The 17,684-nt window shown below is 54.4% G+C and carries 16 protein-coding genes; 10 read left to right on the plus strand and 6 right to left on the minus strand.

The features are described 5' to 3' along the window. Positions 1-226 precede the first annotated feature (226 nt). The 6 genes from Dpoa569_RS09635 to Dpoa569_RS09660 form a co-directional block, all read right to left on the minus strand. Positions 227-1,222 (minus strand): bile acid:sodium symporter family protein, encoded by a 996-nt coding sequence (locus tag Dpoa569_RS09635; protein ID WP_042870524.1) that lies wholly within the window; start codon positions 1,220-1,222, stop codon positions 227-229. 155 nt (positions 1,223-1,377) lie between these two features. Beyond that, positions 1,378-2,427, minus strand: coding sequence for an oxidoreductase (locus Dpoa569_RS09640; RefSeq protein WP_042870523.1), 1,050 nt, complete (start codon positions 2,425-2,427; stop codon positions 1,378-1,380). Positions 2,428-2,645: 218 nt separating this feature from the next. After that, a complete protein-coding gene (gene araC / locus Dpoa569_RS09645; RefSeq protein WP_042870521.1) occupies positions 2,646-3,596 on the minus strand; it encodes an arabinose operon transcriptional regulator AraC in 951 nt (316 codons plus the stop codon). 67 nt (positions 3,597-3,663) lie between these two features. After that, entirely contained in the window at positions 3,664-4,650 is a 987-nt protein-coding gene (gene araH / locus Dpoa569_RS09650; protein ID WP_042870520.1) for an L-arabinose ABC transporter permease AraH, read from the minus strand. An 18-nt stretch (positions 4,651-4,668) separates the two neighbouring features. After that, positions 4,669-6,192, minus strand: coding sequence for an L-arabinose ABC transporter ATP-binding protein AraG (gene araG / locus Dpoa569_RS09655; RefSeq protein ID WP_042873905.1), 1,524 nt, complete (start codon positions 6,190-6,192; stop codon positions 4,669-4,671). Between the two features lie 93 nt (positions 6,193-6,285). Further along, complete coding sequence (locus tag Dpoa569_RS09660; RefSeq protein WP_042870518.1) at positions 6,286-7,269, minus strand: arabinose ABC transporter substrate-binding protein; 984 nt, start codon at positions 7,267-7,269, stop codon at positions 6,286-6,288. Between the two features lie 383 nt (positions 7,270-7,652). Between Dpoa569_RS09660 and Dpoa569_RS09665 the strand changes: the two genes are divergently transcribed. From Dpoa569_RS09665 to nth, 10 genes are all read left to right on the plus strand, one after another. After that, the gene (locus Dpoa569_RS09665) at positions 7,653-9,338 is read left to right on the plus strand and encodes a ribulokinase (protein WP_042870515.1); all 1,686 of its coding nucleotides are present in this window, start codon (positions 7,653-7,655) and stop codon (positions 9,336-9,338) included. A 54-nt stretch (positions 9,339-9,392) separates the two neighbouring features. Further along, positions 9,393-10,904 carry an L-arabinose isomerase gene (gene araA, locus Dpoa569_RS09670; RefSeq protein ID WP_042870513.1) on the plus strand — a complete coding sequence of 504 codons (1,512 nt, stop codon included), beginning with the start codon at positions 9,393-9,395 and terminating at the stop codon, positions 10,902-10,904. Between the two features lie 348 nt (positions 10,905-11,252). After that, entirely contained in the window at positions 11,253-11,468 is a 216-nt protein-coding gene (gene ydgT / locus Dpoa569_RS09675) for a transcription modulator YdgT (protein WP_071604299.1), read from the plus strand. A 202-nt stretch (positions 11,469-11,670) separates the two neighbouring features. Beyond that, the gene (rsxA, locus tag Dpoa569_RS09680; protein ID WP_042870511.1) at positions 11,671-12,252 is read left to right on the plus strand and encodes an electron transport complex subunit RsxA; all 582 of its coding nucleotides are present in this window, start codon (positions 11,671-11,673) and stop codon (positions 12,250-12,252) included. Further along, positions 12,252-12,842 (plus strand): electron transport complex subunit RsxB, encoded by a 591-nt coding sequence (gene rsxB / locus Dpoa569_RS09685; protein ID WP_042870509.1) that lies wholly within the window; start codon positions 12,252-12,254, stop codon positions 12,840-12,842. The genes rsxA and rsxB overlap by 1 nt, the downstream gene beginning before the upstream one ends. After that, the gene (gene rsxC, locus Dpoa569_RS09690; protein ID WP_042870507.1) at positions 12,835-14,649 is read left to right on the plus strand and encodes an electron transport complex subunit RsxC; all 1,815 of its coding nucleotides are present in this window, start codon (positions 12,835-12,837) and stop codon (positions 14,647-14,649) included. The genes rsxB and rsxC overlap by 8 nt, the downstream gene beginning before the upstream one ends. Then, a complete protein-coding gene (gene rsxD, locus Dpoa569_RS09695) occupies positions 14,650-15,702 on the plus strand; it encodes an electron transport complex subunit RsxD (RefSeq protein ID WP_042870505.1) in 1,053 nt (350 codons plus the stop codon). It abuts the gene before it with no gap. 12 nt (positions 15,703-15,714) lie between these two features. Further along, positions 15,715-16,344 carry an electron transport complex subunit RsxG gene (gene rsxG / locus Dpoa569_RS09700; RefSeq protein WP_042873904.1) on the plus strand — a complete coding sequence of 210 codons (630 nt, stop codon included), beginning with the start codon at positions 15,715-15,717 and terminating at the stop codon, positions 16,342-16,344. Next, positions 16,341-17,033: an electron transport complex subunit E gene (locus Dpoa569_RS09705; RefSeq protein WP_146411283.1), complete on the plus strand. Its 693-nt coding sequence runs from the start codon at positions 16,341-16,343 to the stop codon at positions 17,031-17,033. The genes rsxG and Dpoa569_RS09705 overlap by 4 nt, the downstream gene beginning before the upstream one ends. 1 nt (position 17,034) lies before the next feature. Next, a complete protein-coding gene (gene nth, locus Dpoa569_RS09710) occupies positions 17,035-17,670 on the plus strand; it encodes an endonuclease III (protein ID WP_042870501.1) in 636 nt (211 codons plus the stop codon). Positions 17,671-17,684 lie beyond the last annotated feature (14 nt).

Below are 17,684 nucleotides of genomic sequence, written 5' to 3' on the forward strand. Positions count from 1 at the left end.
ATTATTAGGTAATGATTAATTTAAATATCCTTGTATCTGTATGCCTGAAAAAAACATCACAGATAATCACCACAATAAAGATTTACTTTGTTGATTATTTCAATTAACACGCGTCATACTTCAAGCAGCAGGACAAACGCAACATGTTTTATCCTGCTACCCGAATTATTTATAGTATAGAACTGGGTAAACAATAAGCCGCTTACCTGATTATTATGTCTTAGCGTTATTTCTCTGTTATTTCTTCACCCGCCGTCGCCGTTCTTTTGGCATATCGTTGTGCCAGCGTCGCACACACCATCAATTGAATCTGGTGGAAAATCATGAGTGGCAGCACCATTGCACCAACAGCAGCTGCGGGGAACAGTACGTTGGCCATCGGAATACCGTTAGCCAGGCTCTTTTTCGAACCGCAGAACACTATCGTAATTTCATCCTGAGTGTTGAAGCCCAGTTTGCGAGCCGCAAGCGTGGTGCACACTAACACAATGCCCAGCAGCACCAATGAACACACCACCACCGCCAGCAGCGACCAGCCATTGATCTGGTGCCAAATCCCCTGTACTACCGCCTCGCTAAACGCCACATACACCACCAGCAGAATCGATGAGCGGTCAGTGATATTGATCAGTTTACGATGACGATCAACCCAGCCACCAATCAACGGACGAGATAAATGGCCGATAACAAACGGCACCATTAACTGCATGATAATCGAGCCTATCGCGTGGAGCGTATCAGTTTGCCCTCCCTGCGTATGCATCAGCAAGCCGACCAGTATCGGCGAGAGAAAAACGCCGAGAATGCTGGACGCCGACGCACTGCAGATAGCCGCAGCCACGTTGCCACGTGCCATGGAAGTAAAGGCAATAGCGGACTGCACGGTCGCCGGCAGCGCGCACAAATACAGGAAACCGAGATACAGCCCCGGTGTTAATATCTGCGGAGACAGGAACGCCATGCCAATGCCCAGCAGTGGGAACAAAATGAACGTACTGGCAAACACCACCAGATGCAGCCGCCAGTGACCCATTCCGGCAGTAATGGCATCACGGGACAACTTGGCGCCATGCATAAAAAACAGCAGTGCGATTGCTGCGTTAGTCAGGTTTTCGAAGAAAACCTTGGCAACGCCTTCACACGGAAAAATAGATGCGGTGATGACGACCGCAATCAAAACCAGCAAAAATTTGTCAATTTTCAAACGTTGTAACCATGACATAGCGTGCTTGCATCCTCTGGCATAAAAAATACAGGCGATCCTGAGATCGCCTGCTTAAACAATGCCCTACTATCAGCAATAACTACCCATAATGCAAGGCTGAAACCCGCTTTAGCGCCGGTGTGTTGCGTCACAGACCATGACCAAATCGCCAGTTAGCTATTTTTAAGCGTCATCGCCTTTTTCTGTTCATTCGAGGTCACTCCCAATTCAATCAGTTCCATCACGTTGATAGCCTGCTCGACCAGTACCGGATTATCGCCACGCCCCAGCAACGCATCACGTATCCCAGCATAATAAGATTGATAATGACCGGGGAGAGTCGGCACCGTTTGCGTCGCCAGAACACCATCACAATGTAACGTCAGGGTGCCGTCGTGATGGTCTTGCCCCCAATGACCGTGATCCTGTGGCGTCTCGCCCGCTTTCAATTGCTCTTCCTGCGTATCAAGACCAAACTTCACGTAGCTACCCTGCGTGCCGTGAACCACATACCGGGCGCCTGGCGCTGCCGCCAGCATGGTGCCGTGCACTACCACGCGCCGCTGGGGATAAATCAACGTGGCATGGAAGTAATCCACCGCTTTGCTGCCTGGCCGCAGTTGTGCCAAATCGGCCTGAATCGCCACCGGAAAACCAAATAATTGCAGCACCTGATCAATCAGGTGTGGTGCCAGATCGTACCAGATACCGCTACCCTCGCTACCGTCTTCGCGCCAGCGTTGGCGTACTTGCGGACGATAGCGGTCAAAATGTGATTCCATATACACCACATCGCCCAACGTCCCGGTTTTCAGCAATTGCGTCAGCGTCAAAAAATCGCTGTCCCAACGTCGGTTATGGAATACGGAAAGCAGCTTGCCGGTATGTTCCGCCAACTGACGCAATTCACGGGCTTGTGACAACGTCACAGTAAAGGGCTTATCCACCACCACATGTTTACCAGCAATGAGTGCCTGACGCGCCAGCGGAAAATGGGTGTCATTCGGGGTGGGGATCACAATCAGGTCGATATCCGGATCATTGAACAGCGTCTGCGGTTCACGCACCACCTGCATTGAAGGCCAGTCAGCCTGAACTTTCCCCTCATCACTGCTGGACACCGCCGCTAATGTCATTCCTGGCGTAGCGGCAATCAGCGGTGCATGAAACGTCTTACTGGCATAGCCATAACCCAGCAGACCCACACGGATAATATCCGTCATATCGTTCCCCTTATACCTGTCAGGCCGGAGGCTCTGGCCTATTTGTCCGATTGCAATTGCTCACTGCTGACGGAGCACAGCCTAGTATAGCACTGAGGAAACAGATAATTATCGGAAGGGTCCGTTTTCAACACCAGCCACAACCGCCTGTGGCGATCATGGCCGATTGCCTCATCATTGCCAAAGCGTTACAGCGTAAAGAGGTACGACGTAAAGCGTTACGGCGTGACGACCCAGGGATGCGGTGCAAGCGATTCACCTCGCCAGCCAGAAGCGTCGGGTATTTTTTCCATCATCGGGTGATGGATTTCACTGTTGCGACGCCGGAAATCGCTGGGGCTAACGCCTACTCGCTTGCGGAACACACGGGAAAAATAGAGTTGATCGTCATAGCCCACCACGCGCCCGACGGCAGCAATCGACTCCTGAGTCGTTTGCAACAGCAGTTTGGCGCGGATCACCCGCTGATCTTCGCGCCAGCGTAAGATATTCACCCCGACCTGCTCACGGAACAGGTGCGCCAGCCGCGACGGCGACAGGCACACATGCCGCGCGACCTCATCAATGCGCAGCTCTCCGGCCAGATTGCCGGTAATAAACTGGCACGCCTCGATCACGCGCGGGTCCATAATACGCTCCGGGCTTTGCGGATCTTCTTCCATCGCGCGTAACAACAGGCGCTCCAACAGGTTCATCGCCAGTTCTTCGGCAAAACGACGGCCAGAACGGTGTGTCTGTTCGATATTGGCGAATAACTTATCAAATTCCTGCAACAGCCCGGTACTGGAGAGCATCAGCCGCCCGACGTCACAGCCTTTACTGTGCCACTCCAGCCAGTCGGCCCAGTAAGCACGGGGGCGAAAATAGACCCAGCGGTGATACCAGCAGTCGCTACCGGGCGCACGACCATAATAGTGGCGCGACCGGGGCGGAAACAGCAGCAAATCGCCAGGGTTACAGAAAAACGTATCATCGCCATCCAGCACCTTGCCCTGCCCCTTGATGGTCAGGTTAATGATATATCCCTTCATGCCATCTGGACGATCAATGAAGAAATCCAGTGGTCCACCAGCCAGAATCGGCGTCAGTCCCGCCACCAGATAGGCGTTAAACGCATAACCGGGCAGCAACGGGTTGGGCTGGGACTCATGCGCCATACGGTGATACATGTGGCCTCCTGCAAAGAGATTCTTATCTGTTATGGATGGTGCCAGCAAGAGCCGGCACCCACGGCCATCAAACCGTTTTTTTCGCCAGTTGTTTGTAGCGGTCAAATATCACTGCCGCCAGCAGAATCAAACCACGCACCACATATTGGGCAAAGGGCGAAATATTCAGCAGGTTCATGGCATTTTCTACTGTCCCCAGAATCAACACCCCGGCCACCACATAGGATATCTTACCGATACCGCCTTTCAGTGACACACCGCCCAGTACACATGCCGAAATGACAATTAATTCATAGCCTATCGAGGTCATCGGCTGACCGCTGGTCATGCGCGACGCCAGAATGATGCCCGCCGCGGCGGAAACCAGCCCAGAGAGGCCAAAAATAATGATTTTGGTTCGTACCACCGGTACCCCGGCCAACCGGGCGGCCTCTTCGTTACCGCCAATCGCCAGCGTATTGCGGCCAAAGGTGGTTTTGTTCAGCAGTAAACCGAACAACACCATACAAATTACCGTCAGCCAGATCGGTGCCGGCAACCCCAGCCAGTTGGCATAACCCAGCGTGAAGAAACGTTCATCCTCGATACCAACCGCCTTGCCGTCAGAAATGATGTACGCCAGCCCACGCACGATCTGCATGGTCGCCAGTGTGGTGATCAACGCGTTGATTTTCAGTTGTGCGATAACGAATCCGTTCAGTAAACCGAACGCAACGCCAAGCAGCAACCCAGCGGCGACACCCAGCCACAGGCTTTCGCTGACATTGATCACCACCGCGGTGGTCACACCCGCACAGGCAATCACCGAGGCGACCGACAGGTCAAAATCGCCGGAAGCAAGGCAAAACAACATGCCGCAGGCCACCATGCCCGACATGGAAATCGCCAGCCCCAGCCCTTTCATGTTGACGAAGGTGGCGAAATTGGGCACGAACAGCGTGCAGGCCAGAAACAGGGCAGCAAACACGACCAACATGCCGTAATTGTCCCAGATACGGGACAGGCTGAAGCCATGAGATTTACCGGCGTGTGAAGGGGAACTTACCGTAGACATTCATCAACTCCTTGGCGGTCAGGCAACCGCGGGTTCAGTAGCAGTCGTTTTTAACATCGCCAGACTCAGGACTTGCTGCTCGCTGGCATCATCGTGCAGCAGTTCGCCGGAAATGGCGCCCTCGCGCATCACCACGATGCGGTCCGCCAGTCCCAGCACTTCAGGCAGGTCACTGGAAGCAAACAGCACGGCAATACCCTGACGGGCCAGATCATAAATGACGTGATAAATCTCATGCTTGGCGCCGACGTCAATGCCGCGGGTCGGTTCATCCAGCATGATCACTTTCATCTCCTCCGACAGCCAGCGACCGAGAATCGCCTTTTGCTGATTACCGCCGGACAAATTCATGATCAGCTGTGCCGGCGACGGTGTTTTAATATTCAGCGCCTGAATATGGTGATCAGCGTTTTCTTCCTCCCAGGTTTCATTGATGATGAAACCGTTTTTGATATGTTTGCGGCGGGCGCTGATATTGATGTTATCCCGCACCGAGTGCACTGGAATGATGCCGTCGGCTTTACGATCTTCCGGGCACAGCATCAACCCGCTACGAATCGCATCGCCAGGCGTTCTGGCACGTAACGGTTGACCATCCAGCCGCACCTCGCCGCCAGTAATAGCAGTAGCGCCGAACAGCGCTTTCATCAGTTCGCTGCGCCCGGCGCCCACCAGCCCGAACAGGCCGACAATTTCGCCGCTGCGCACCGACAACGAGATCGGCGATTTGACCCCAAGCGCTTTCACCTCATGCAGTTCCAGCCGCGGTTCGCCGTGGGGGCGCGGCTGATAGCCGTAAATATCGCCCAGATTGCGCCCCACCATCGCCTGCACCAGTTGTTCATGATCAACCTGCTGCATATCGGTGAAGGTTTTAACGTAGCGCCCGTCTTTGAACACGGTGATGGCATCGCTCAGCGCAAAGATTTCCTCCATACGGTGCGATACATACAGAATCACCCGACCTTCACTGCGCAACTCACGGATTACCCGAAATAGTTGTTCAATCTCCCGTGCCGACAACGAACTGGTCGGCTCGTCAAACGCGATAATCTTGGCATTGCGTGCCAGCGCCTTGGCGATTTCCACCATCTGCCATTGCCCAATGGACAGGTATTTCAACGGGGTGTCCGGGTCAATATCCAATCCAAGGTGTTCCAGTTGTAAACCGGCCTCGTAGCGCAGTAACGATTGGTTTACCAACCCGCCCTTGTGCGGCAACTGCCCCAGATAGATGTTCTCCGCCACCGTCATTTCCGGCACCAGATGCAGTTCCTGATAGATGATCGCCACACCAGCATTCAGCGCGTCCATGGTATTGGCGAAACGCACCGGCTGGCCTTTAATCTGGATCTCTCCCTGCGACGGCGTGTAATTGCCGCTCAAAATCTTCAACAACGTGGATTTTCCCGCGCCGTTTTCCCCCATCAATGCATGGATTTGTCCGGCATGGCAGTCGAAACTGATGTTATCCAGTGCCTTGACGCCGGGAAAAACTTTGCCAATTCCCCGGAAAGATAAATAAGGTGACTGTACGGTCATTTCAGCATCCTCAATGGTCTGCGCCGTCCGGTATGACGGCGCGGCCAGTGTCTTGCCCACCCGGCCCGGTAAGGCATAGGTGGGCAAAGATCATTACATCAGCCCTTTCTTCTGCAGTTCAGTTTTAAAGTTATCGCGGGTAATCAACACCACGTCGGTCACTTCAGTGAATTTCTGCGGTTCGGTCCCTTTCGTCACCCAGTCATGCAACATCTGGATGCTCTTGTAACCATGCACGTCCGGGCTTGGCAGCAGCGAGCCGTAGAAACCGGTCGGCTGCGCTTTGGACAGTTCACTCACGGCGTCAACCCCATTGATGCCGATACCGATCACATTGGCAGCCTTGAATCCTTGCCCTTCGGTGGCACGTACGCCACCCAGTACGGTGTTATCGTTCATGCCGATAATCAGCCAGTTTTTCACGTTCGGATGTTGCACCAGCAGTGAGTTGGCGGCATCAAACGCACCAGGGATATCGTTAGATTTGGTCGGTACCTGATAGATCTGTTTTTCCGGGAATCCGGCGGCTTTCAACGCGTCCATTGAACCAGAGGTACGACGGCGCGCGGTATCCAGCTCATTAGCCGTGATCGCCATGACAGCGGTGTCTTGTAGTTTCCAGCCACGTTTCTGCATCTCTTTCCACAATTCCTGGCCCTGACGTTCGCCTATTTTGGTGGCAGCCATCATCACCAGCGGTACGCTGTCCATCGGCTGGCCTTTGGCATTAACGAACTGGTCATCCACCGCAATGACCTTCAGGTTATAACTCCGCGCCTTAGCCACAATGGCCGACCCCAATTTCGGGTCAGGAGTACAGATAACAAATCCTTTGGCACCGCTGGCTGCCAGGCTGTCGATAGCATTGAGGGTTTTTTCGCCATCGGGCACGGCTATCTTGATAACGTCAAATCCCAGGTCTTTACCGGCTTTGTCGGCGAACCGCCATTCAGTCTGAAACCAGGGTTCTTCCGGCTGTTTGACCAGAAAGCCCAGTTTCATATTTTCCGCGATAGCCGATTGTGACATAACCGCAGTCAGGCCAATCGCCGCCAGAACCTTAGTGAATTTATGCATGGTCTTCTCCGCTCATTGTTATCTTTAAACACGCAGGCAACTGGAGGTGCCCTTACGTGTGTAAACGCTCTCAGCAAGGTGTTGCATTCTCGAACAATGAAAAAACAAAGGTTTAGTGTGATTCCACCCTCCGTTTTTACTTAGACGCGTAATTTGTAGCGGGTATTTTTGTCACGAAGAGAGAGCGCAATCACATTCAGAAACTACAGCTGATTTGTACATAGATTCAGCAAATTTAACCTGCCATTAACTTATGATCGTCATCACAAAACCTCTGCGCGTGACAGAAAAATACATACTTCCAGCTAACTGTTCCTCACGGCGTCAGAACGGCCTGTCTATCGTAAACAACGTGATCCCTACGATTAACAGGAGCAGCAACAATGAGTGCGGGCGCCATTACTCTCGGTCTTGATTTTGGCAGCGATTCTGTCCGTGCGCTGGCGGTGGATTGCCGCAGCGGACAGGAATTGGAAACAGAAGTGGTCTACTATCCGCGCTGGCGTCAGGGACAATATTGTCACCCTGCCAGCAACCAGTTTCGCCACCATCCGCTGGATTACATCGAATCAATGGAGCTGGCTATCCGTGCCGTGGTGGCGCGACTGACGCCAGCCCAGCGCCAGCAGATAACCGGCATCGGCGTCGATTCCACCGGCTCCACTCCAGCGCCTATAGATGAACAAGGCAATGTGCTGGCTCTGCGCCCGGAATTCGCAGATAACCCCAACGCCATGTTTGTGCTGTGGAAAGATCACACCGCTATTGATGAAGCAGAAGCCATCAACCAGTTATGCCGCAGTGGCCAGTTTCCCGATTACACGCGTTACATCGGCGGGGTGTATTCATCAGAATGGTTCTGGGCCAAAATTCTCCATATCACCCGGCAAGATCCAGCCGTGCGTCAGGCGGCGGTCTCCTGGATAGAACTGTGTGACTGGGTACCCGCTCTGCTCTCCGGCACCACCGCGCCTGGAACCATTCGTCGCGGTCGTTGCAGCGCCGGACACAAATCCCTGTGGCACCCCGACTGGGGTGGTTTGCCGCCCAAAGACTTTTTGCAGGCGCTCGACCCTTGCCTGACGGAAAAACTGCACTACCCGTTATTCACTGATACCTGGACTGCCGACCATCCGGTTGGCACGCTGACGCCGCAATGGGCGCAGCGGTTAGGGTTATCTGAAAACGTTGTGATATCCGGCGGCGCGTTTGATTGTCACATGGGGGCTGTCGGCGCGGGGGCACAACCTTATACGCTGGTTAAGGTGATCGGCACCTCGACCTGCGACATTCTGATTGCAGAAGCCGATCGGGTTGGCGACAAAACGATCGCCGGGATCTGCGGTCAGGTAGACGGCAGCGTGGTACCCGATTACATCGGGCTGGAAGCCGGACAATCAGCTTTTGGCGACATGTACGCCTGGTTTGGTCGCGTGTTGGGCTGGCCGCTGCAATTGGCCGCCAGCGAACATCCCGAATGGCAGTCGCAACTGGATCAACTGCAAGCCAGCCTGCTGGCGCAACTGACTCAAGCCTGGGCCAACTCCCCATCGCTCGATCACCTGCCGGTGGTGCTCGACTGGTTTAATGGCCGTCGTACGCCATTCGCCAACCAGCGTCTCAAAGGGGTCATTACCGATCTCAATCTCGGCACCGACGCGCCGGCGCTGTTTGGTGGGTTGATTGCCGCTACCGCTTTTGGCGCTCGCGCCATCATGGCCTGCTTCGAATCTCAACAGATCCCGGTAGAAAACGTGCTGGCGCTGGGCGGTATCGCCCGTAAATCCGCCACTATCATGCAAGTCTGTACTGACGTGATGAATCGCCCGATGCAAGTCGTCGCGTCAGATCAATGCTGCGCACTGGGTGCGGCTATCTTCGCCGCGGTGGCCGCCAGAGTTCATCCGGACATTCCGTCCGCTCAGCAGCACATGGCCTGCGGCATTGAGCGCACCTTGATGCCGGACCCGCAACAGGTCGCCCGTTATCAACGGCTTTACGAACGTTATCAGCAGTGGTGTCGGCTGGCGGAACCCGCCTATAGCCCCGATGCCGGGGCCGAGCATTGAGTCTTTGCCGAACATCACTTTTACATCCCTTTGGGAACCCAAACAGGAGTCATTATGGAACAATTTAAGCCGCTCGAAGTCTGGTTTGTGATTGGCAGTCAGCATCTGTATGGCCCGGAAGCGCTGCGTCAGGTGAAAGAAAACGCCGAAAAAGTGGTGAATGGCCTTAACCGCGACGCCAACCTGCCAGTGCGGCTGGTACTCAAACCGCTGGTCAAAACGCCGGACGAAATTACCGCGTTATGCCGCGACGCTAATTATCAGGATAACTGCATCGGGCTGCTGACCTGGCTGCATACCTTCTCACCGGCCAAAATGTGGATTGGCGGCCTGAGCATCCTGAATAAACCGCTGTTACAGTTCCATACCCAGTTCAACGCCGATATTCCATGGGACAGCATGGATATGGACTTTATGAACCTGAACCAAACCGCTCATGGTGGCCGCGAGTTCGGTTTTATCGGCGCGCGTATGCGTCAGGCCCATCAGGTTGTCGTCGGCCACTGGCAGGATCGTAACGCCCATCAACGCATCGCTAAATGGATGCGGGTAGCCGCCGCGTTGCAGGAAAGCCGCCAGCTTAAAGTAGCGCGCTTTGGCGACAACATGCGGGAAGTGGCGGTCACCGAAGGGGATAAAGTGGGGGCGCAAATCCAGTTCGGGTACGCCGTTAGCGCCTGGGGGCTGGGCGATCTGGTGGGTGTGGTGGACGATGTCAGTCAGGGCGACGTGGAAGGGCTGATTGAAGAATACGAAGCCACCTACACGCTGAGTGAAGCCGTCAAGCTACATGGTCCGAAACGGCAAAATCTGTTGGATGCCGCTCGCATCGAACTCGGTCTGAAACGGTTTCTCGATCAGGGCAACTTTAAAGCCTTTACCACCAATTTTGAAAACCTCTACGGACTCAAGCAACTACCCGGCGTGGCGGTACAGCGTCTGATGCAGCAAGGGTATGGATTTGGCGCCGAAGGTGACTGGAAAACCGCCGCACTGTTGCGCGTGATGAAGGTCATGGCGCAGGGATTACCCGGCGGCACCTCCTTCATGGAGGATTACACCTACCATTTTGCCCCCGGCAACAATCTGGTACTGGGCGCCCACATGCTGGAAGTGTGCCCCAGCATCGCCAGCGAAGCAAAACCGTTGCTGGATGCGCAACACCTTGGGATCGGCGGCAAAGCCGATCCGGTGCGGCTGATCTTCTCCGCACCAGCCGGATCGGCACTGAACGTCAGTATGATTGATCTGGGTGATCGTTTCCGTCTGCTGGTCAATCAGGTCGATGCGGTCGCCCAGCCGCATCCGTTGCCGAAACTGCCGGTCGCCCGCGCGCTCTGGCAAGCACAGCCATCGCTGGAAACGGCAGCTGAAGCCTGGATTTTGGCTGGCGGCGCACACCATACCGTATTCACTCAGTCACTCGACCTCGATTACCTGCGGTTGTACGCCGACCTGCATAACATCGAGTTGACGGTAATTGATCAGCACACCACCCTGCCAGCTTTCAAAGACGGGCTGCGCTGGAACGAGCTGTATTACAAACTGTGCGGCAATCGGGCATAACGCTTACGTCTGCCCACCTCGTTATAAAGCCGACACAATATCGTGTCGGCTTTTTTATGTATTCTCCATCTATTGGGAAATAGCCCGCGTCTGTTACTCAACTTATTCAGGAAGAATTGGGTGAATACGCTCCTGGCTTTTTATTTGCCATATTATTTATCAGTCAAGAAGGTATCCATCAGTGCACGTCGTTAATTAAGCCAGTAATGATGTTCCAACGCCCAAGGCTTGAATATTTTTTATTAACCAGTGTGATTAGCTCTGTATTTTTGAATTCATTACTAGACAGAGGCGTCGGGACGAATATACTGATTTACCTTAAATTCTACTATTGATAAATTTGCAAAAATGAGCGTCTACGAATATTTATTAAAATTCAGAAAAGTTCATACACTGGAAAATCTAGAGAAATTATTTGATCACCTAAATTATTCTCTGACTGACAATAATGAAATTATTAATATGTATCGGGCAGCCGACCATCGTCGCGCAGAATTAGCTTCTGGCGGAAAACTCTTTGACATCGGACACGTGCCGAAATCTGTCTGGCATTTTGTCGTATGACGAAAAACAACGGGAACGCGTGATCCTGCCACGCGTTCTTCCTTTCAGCGCCTTTGCGTCTATCCATTCATATTTCCTTACCTTTTAGCCGCTCTTTATAGCACTCCCACTGGTGCGATTGTGGAATATCCCTACAGAGGGTAAGTTGCCGAATGCCGGACAATACCCGATAATACGCCGGTTTTATTGTGTAGGCACTGTAATGAGCGAATATGTCTTACTGTTTGTTGGCACGATTCTGGTCAACAACTTCGTACTGGTGAAATTCCTGGGTCTGTGCCCGTTTATGGGCGTGTCCAAAAAGCTGGAAGCCGCTATCGGCATGGGGTTTGCCACCACATTTGTGATGACTGTTGGGTCAGTATTCTCCTGGCTGGTCAACACCTACGTGCTGCTGCCGCTAAACCTGCTCTATTTGCGCACACTGGCCTTTATCCTGGTTTTTGCCGTGGTAGTGCAATTCACTGAACTGGCGGTACGTAAAACCAGTCCGGCGCTCTACCGCTTACTGGGTATCTTCCTGCCGCTGATCACCACCAACTGCGCCGTGCTCGGCGTGGCATTGCTGAGTGTGAATCAGTCGCACAACTTTTTGCAATCAACGATCTATGGGTTCAGCGCCGCCGTCGGTTTTTCGCTGGTGCTGGTGTTGTTTGCAGCACTGCGTGAACGCCTCGCTGTGGCCGACGTACCGGCACCGTTCCGGGGATCGTCTATTGCGCTGGTGACGGCCGGTCTGATGTCGCTGGCCTTTATGGGCTTTACCGGTCTGGTGAAACTGTGATGAATACAATCTGGATAGCCATCGCCGCGCTCAGTGCTCTGGCGTTAGTCTCCGGGCTTATCCTGGGTTTTGCTTCCCGTCGTTTCCAGGTGGATGCCGATCCTGTGGTGGAACAACTGGAAGCCATGCTGCCGCAAAGTCAGTGCGGTCAGTGCGGCTATCCCGGTTGTCGGCCTTATGCTGAAGCTATCGCGTTTAACGACGAGCTGATCAACAAATGCGTACCGGGCGGTGAACCGCTGATGCTCAAGCTGGCGGAACGCCTGAATATCGAACCGCAACCGCTTGACGCCGGGGTACCGCAACAGCCGGAACCTCAGGTCGCCTGGATTGATGAGGGCAACTGCATCGGTTGTACTAAATGCATCCAGGCCTGCCCGGTAGACGCCATTGTCGGCACCACCCGTGCCGTCCATACCGTCATTCGTGATCTGTGCACCGGCTGCAACCTGTGTGTAGCCCCCTGTCCGACAGATTGTATTGAATTAAGACCGTTAGCCCCGACGACCGCCAGTTGGAAATGGAATCTTGATGCCATTCCAGTGCGCGTCATCCAGGCGGAAAACCGTGTGATCGAAAATCATGTTTAAGTTGTTCGCCGCCTTCAGAAAAAACAGAATCTGGGATTTTGCCGGTGGAATCCATCCTCCGGAAATGAAAACCCAGTCCAGTCAGGTACCGCTGCGGCAGGTTCCTATGCCTGACTATTTGATTATCCCGCTCAAGCAACATCTCGGCCCGGAGGGCGAGCTGTGTATTAAGGTTGGTGATACGGTACGGCGTGGGCAGCCGCTGACGCGTGGCGTTGGCCGAATGTTGCCGGTTCACGCACCAACCTCCGGAACCGTGCACGCCATTCGTCAGCACATGAGCAACCACCCTTCCGGTTTGACGGAACTCAGCATCATTATCATTCCTGACGGTCAGGACCGATGGGGTGAGCGCCGCACTCTTGTTGATTATCGTCAGGCAACACCGGCTGAATTGGTTGAACACCTGCATCAGGCCGGCATCGCCGGGCTGGGCGGCGCTGGCTTTCCCACCGCCGCCAAATTGCAGGGCGGCTTGCATGGCATCGACACCCTGATTATCAACGCTGCCGAGTGCGAACCTTACATCACCGCCGACGACCGGCTGATGCAAGAGTGCGCACAGGAAATAGCACAAGGAGTCGATATCCTCGACCATCTGTTGCAGCCGCAACGCATCCTGCTCGGTATAGAAGACAACAAACCGCAAGCCATCGCCGCGCTGCGGGTGGCGATGGTGGATTACCCGCGCATTCAGATGCGGGTCATTCCCACGAAATACCCATCTGGCGGCGCCAAACAGTTAACCCGTATTCTGACCGGCAAAGAGGTGCCCTTCGGCAAACATTCGGCGTCTATCGGCGTATTGATGCAAAATGTCGGCACCGCGTATGCCATCAAACGAGCGGTGATTGATGGAGAACCGTTAACTGAACGTGTAGTCACCCTGACCGGCGATGCATTGCGCCAGCCCGGCAACGTCTGGGCCAGACTGGGCACACCGGTACGTCATCTGTTGCGTCACGCGGGTTATCACGTCACGACTACCCAGCCGATGGTCGTCATGGGCGGGCCGCTGATGGGGTTCACCCTGCCGGCATTGGACGTGCCGATCATCAAGACCAGTAACTGTATTCTGGCTCCCGCCCGTGATGAGATTCAGGCACAAGAAGAGGAGCAAGCCTGCATTCGGTGCGGAAAATGCGCCGATGCTTGTCCAGCCGGGCTGCTGCCACAGCAACTCTACTGGTTCAGCCGTGGGCAGGAACACGAAAAAGCGCGTCAGCATCATCTGTTTGATTGCATCGAATGCGGTGCCTGCGCGTACGTTTGTCCCAGTAATATCCCGCTGGTGCAGTATTACCGTCAGGAAAAAGCCGAGATTCAGGCGCTGGATCTGGAATCCCGTAAAGCAACGGAAGCCAAAGCGCGTTTTGATGCACGTCAGGCCCGCCTGGAACGAGAAAAACAGGCACGCGAGCAACGTCATAAACAGGCAGCCGCCAGCGTAGCCGCCACCGACAAAGACGCGGTAATGGCGGCGCTGGAAAGGGTTCGCAGCAAACAAGTAACCGCTGCTCAACCCGACATCCTGATTCAACCGGGCCAGCAGCCTGATAACAGCGCGGTGATTGCTGCCCGCGAAGCTCGCAAGGCACAAGCACGTGAGCATCAGACAGAAAAATCGCTGAGCACAACAGAAAACGACGTGCCAAACGTTGCTGCGGCGGCAAATATGGCTCACGTTCAAACCAGACAGGCTGAAACACACGATGAGGCGGACCCGCGCAAAGCCGCCGTTGCGGCGGCTATCGCCAGAGTCAATGCTCGCAAGGCCGCCGCAACGCTGGCGTCGCAAGAGGATTAAATGGCTTTCAGAATCGCACCCTCACCGTTCACCCATAACCGCCAATCCACCCGCGCCATTATGCGTTGGGTTCTGATCGCCTGTGTGCCCGGCATCGCGGCACAAGTCTGGTTTTTCGGGTACGGCAACCTGATTCAACTGGCGCTGGCCAGCGTTACCGCACTCTTTACCGAAGCGATGGTATTGTCATTGCGAAAACGTCCGGTAATGGAAACGCTGCAGGACAGTTCCGCGTTGCTGACAGCACTATTGCTGGCAGTCAGTCTGCCACCGTTTACCCCCTGGTGGATGGTGGTGTTAGGCACCACCTTCGCCATTATCATCGCCAAGCAACTGTATGGTGGACTGGGCCAAAATCCGTTCAATCCGGCCATGATAGGTTATGTGGTATTGCTGATCTCTTTTCCGGTGCAGATGACCAGTTGGTTACCGCCAGAGGGTCTGCAAGCCTCGCCGGTCGGTTTCCAGGATGCGCTGATGGCCATTTTCACCGGTCATGGAACAGCGGGACAAACTATCCAGCAACTGATTCAGGGCGTGGATGGCGTTAGTCAGGCTACCCCGCTGGATGCATTCAAAACCGGGCTACGCAGCGGCCATCAACCTGATGTGGTGTTGCATCAGCCGTTATTTGCCGGTGTACTGGCCGGACAAGGCTGGCAATGGATTAACCTGGCGTTTCTGGCCGGTGGTCTGTTCATGCTGTTGTTACGTCTGATTCACTGGCAGATTCCGTTCAGTTTCCTGCTCGCCTTGTCCTTGTGCGCACTGGCGGGCTGGCATCTTCATCCAGAGGTCAGCGCCCCGCCGCTGCTACATCTGTTTTCCGGCGCAACCATGCTGGGGGCGTTCTTCATCGCCACCGACCCGGTGACAGCCTCCACTACGCCCAAAGGCCGCCTGATCTTCGGTGCCTTGATTGGCATACTGGTATGGACGATTCGTACCTACGGCGGTTATCCCGACGGTGTGGCCTTCGCCGTGCTGTTAGCCAACATTACTGTGCCGTTGATTGATTACTTCACCAAACCTCGCGCTTACGGCCATCGCTAAGGACGGATTATGCTGCTGACCACTATGCGTCGCCACGCCACTACGCTGGCCTTGTTCGCTGCGTTCACCACCGGGCTAACGGCGCTGGTCAATTATCTGACCGAAAAAACCATTTCACAGCAGGTCATCATGCAACAGCGCGCACTGCTGGACCAGGTGCTTCCTGCTGATCGTTATAACAATGATCTGCTCAGCGAATGTTATCTGGTGACCAACCCAGCGCTGGGCTCCACCTCGCCTCATCGCGTGTATATCGCCCGTCGTGATGGCATACCAGTGGCCGCCGCGTTGGAAAGTATCGCGCCTGACGGCTATTCCGGCGCGATTCATCTGCTGATTGGCGCAGACTTTCATGGTACCGTGCTGGGCACACGCGTCACCGAACATCATGAAACACCGGGTCTCGGCGACAAGATAGACATTCGCGTTTCCGACTGGATAACCCGTTTTACCGGTCAGGCAATCACCGACCCGCAGGATAAGCGCTGGGCAGTAAAAAAAGACGGCGGCCAGTTTGACCAATTTACCGGTGCCACCATCACCCCGCGAGCCGTGGTGAATGCCGTGAAACGCAGCGCACTGTTTTTACAAACCTTGCCGCCGCGATTGTCCAGCCTGACGCCATGTGGAGACAAACCATGAACCAGACTAAAGAACTGGCCCTGCAGGGATTGTGGAAAAACAACTCTGCACTGGTGCAATTGTTGGGGCTGTGCCCGCTGCTGGCCGTCTCATCTACCGCCACCAACGCCATCGGGCTAGGATTGGCTACTACGCTGGTGCTGACATGCACCAATATTGCCGTTTCCGCATTGCGCCGCTGGGTACCGGGCGAGATTCGCATTCCGATTTACGTCATGCTTATCGCCTCCGTGGTCACCATCGTGCAAATGCTAATTAATGCTTACGCGTATGGGTTGTATCAGTCGCTGGGGATTTTCATCCCGCTGATCGTCACCAACTGCATCGTCATTGGGCGCGCAGAAGCGTTTGCATCAAAAAATACCGTCATACTGTCGGCACTGGATGGGCTTTTTATGGGACTGGGCGCAACCAGCGCACTGTTTGTACTGGGCGCAATGCGGGAAATCCTTGGCAACGGCACCCTGTTTGACGGCGCAGACCTGCTGCTGGGCAGTTGGGCGCGAGTGCTGCGGGTCGAAGTCGTACATATGGACTCGCCATTCCTGTTGATGATTCTGCCGCCCGGCGCGTTTATCGGGCTGGGGTTGATGCTGGCCAGCAAATACGTTATTGACGAGAGACGTAAACAGCGGCGCGCCCGTACGGTGCGTCCCGCTCCCTTTGGTTCGCATACGCTAGCGGAATAACATGAACAAAGAGAAACGGATTGCCATTCTTAGCCGCCTGCGGGATAGCAACCCGCATCCGACCACCGAGCTGAAATTCAACACCCCGTTTGAATTGCTCATTTCGGTGCTGCTGTCCGCACAGGCGACCGACGTCAGCGTCAACAAAGCAACGGAAAAGCTCTATCAGGTAGCGAATACGCCGCAGGCAATGTTGGATTTAGGCGTTGACGGCGTAAAGTCGTATATCAAAACCATCGGGTTGTTCAATAGCAAGGCGGAGAACATCATCAAAACCTGCCGCATTCTGCTGGAGAAGCATCAGGGCCAGATACCGGAAGATCGCGCTGCGCTGGAAGCACTGCCTGGCGTGGGCCGCAAAACGGCTAATGTGGTACTGAACACCGCGTTTGGCTGGCCCACTATCGCAGTAGATACTCATATCTTTCGCGTTTGCAATCGTACCAACTTTGCACCGGGCAAAACGGTCGAACAGGTAGAAGAAAAACTACTCAAATATGTTCCGGCGGAATTCAAGGTTGACTGCCACCACTGGCTGATTCTTCATGGTCGTTATACCTGCGTTGCTCGTAAACCACGCTGTGGCGCGTGCCTGATAGAAGATTTATGCGAATATAAAGAAAAGGTGGATATCTAACTGATTATCCTTTT

Origin of the sequence: Dickeya poaceiphila (genome assembly GCF_007858975.2) — a bacterium.
GTDB lineage: Bacteria > Pseudomonadota > Gammaproteobacteria > Enterobacterales > Enterobacteriaceae > Dickeya > Dickeya poaceiphila.

Bases quoted from the DNA above. Each gene is read 5' to 3' on its own strand.
- Dpoa569_RS09640 (WP_042870523.1), bottom strand. From the start codon at position 2,427: ATGACGGATATTATCCGTGTGGGTCTGCTGGGTTATGGCTATGCCAGT.
- Dpoa569_RS09635 (WP_042870524.1), bottom strand. From the start codon at position 1,222: ATGTCATGGTTACAACGTTTGAAAATTGACAAATTTTTGCTGGTTTTG.
- Dpoa569_RS09705 (WP_146411283.1), top strand. From the start codon at position 16,341: ATGAACCAGACTAAAGAACTGGCCCTGCAGGGATTGTGGAAAAACAAC.
- araG (WP_042873905.1), bottom strand. From the start codon at position 6,192: ATGACCGTACAGTCACCTTATTTATCTTTCCGGGGAATTGGCAAAGTT.
- araC (WP_042870521.1), bottom strand. From the start codon at position 3,596: ATGTATCACCGTATGGCGCATGAGTCCCAGCCCAACCCGTTGCTGCCC.
- rsxD (WP_042870505.1), top strand. From the start codon at position 14,650: ATGGCTTTCAGAATCGCACCCTCACCGTTCACCCATAACCGCCAATCC.
- ydgT (WP_071604299.1), top strand. From the start codon at position 11,253: ATGAGCGTCTACGAATATTTATTAAAATTCAGAAAAGTTCATACACTG.
- rsxA (WP_042870511.1), top strand. From the start codon at position 11,671: ATGAGCGAATATGTCTTACTGTTTGTTGGCACGATTCTGGTCAACAAC.
- araH (WP_042870520.1), bottom strand. From the start codon at position 4,650: ATGTCTACGGTAAGTTCCCCTTCACACGCCGGTAAATCTCATGGCTTC.
- Dpoa569_RS09660 (WP_042870518.1), bottom strand. From the start codon at position 7,269: ATGCATAAATTCACTAAGGTTCTGGCGGCGATTGGCCTGACTGCGGTT.
- araA (WP_042870513.1), top strand. From the start codon at position 9,393: ATGGAACAATTTAAGCCGCTCGAAGTCTGGTTTGTGATTGGCAGTCAG.
- nth (WP_042870501.1), top strand. From the start codon at position 17,035: ATGAACAAAGAGAAACGGATTGCCATTCTTAGCCGCCTGCGGGATAGC.
- rsxB (WP_042870509.1), top strand. From the start codon at position 12,252: ATGAATACAATCTGGATAGCCATCGCCGCGCTCAGTGCTCTGGCGTTA.
- rsxC (WP_042870507.1), top strand. From the start codon at position 12,835: ATGTTTAAGTTGTTCGCCGCCTTCAGAAAAAACAGAATCTGGGATTTT.
- Dpoa569_RS09665 (WP_042870515.1), top strand. From the start codon at position 7,653: ATGAGTGCGGGCGCCATTACTCTCGGTCTTGATTTTGGCAGCGATTCT.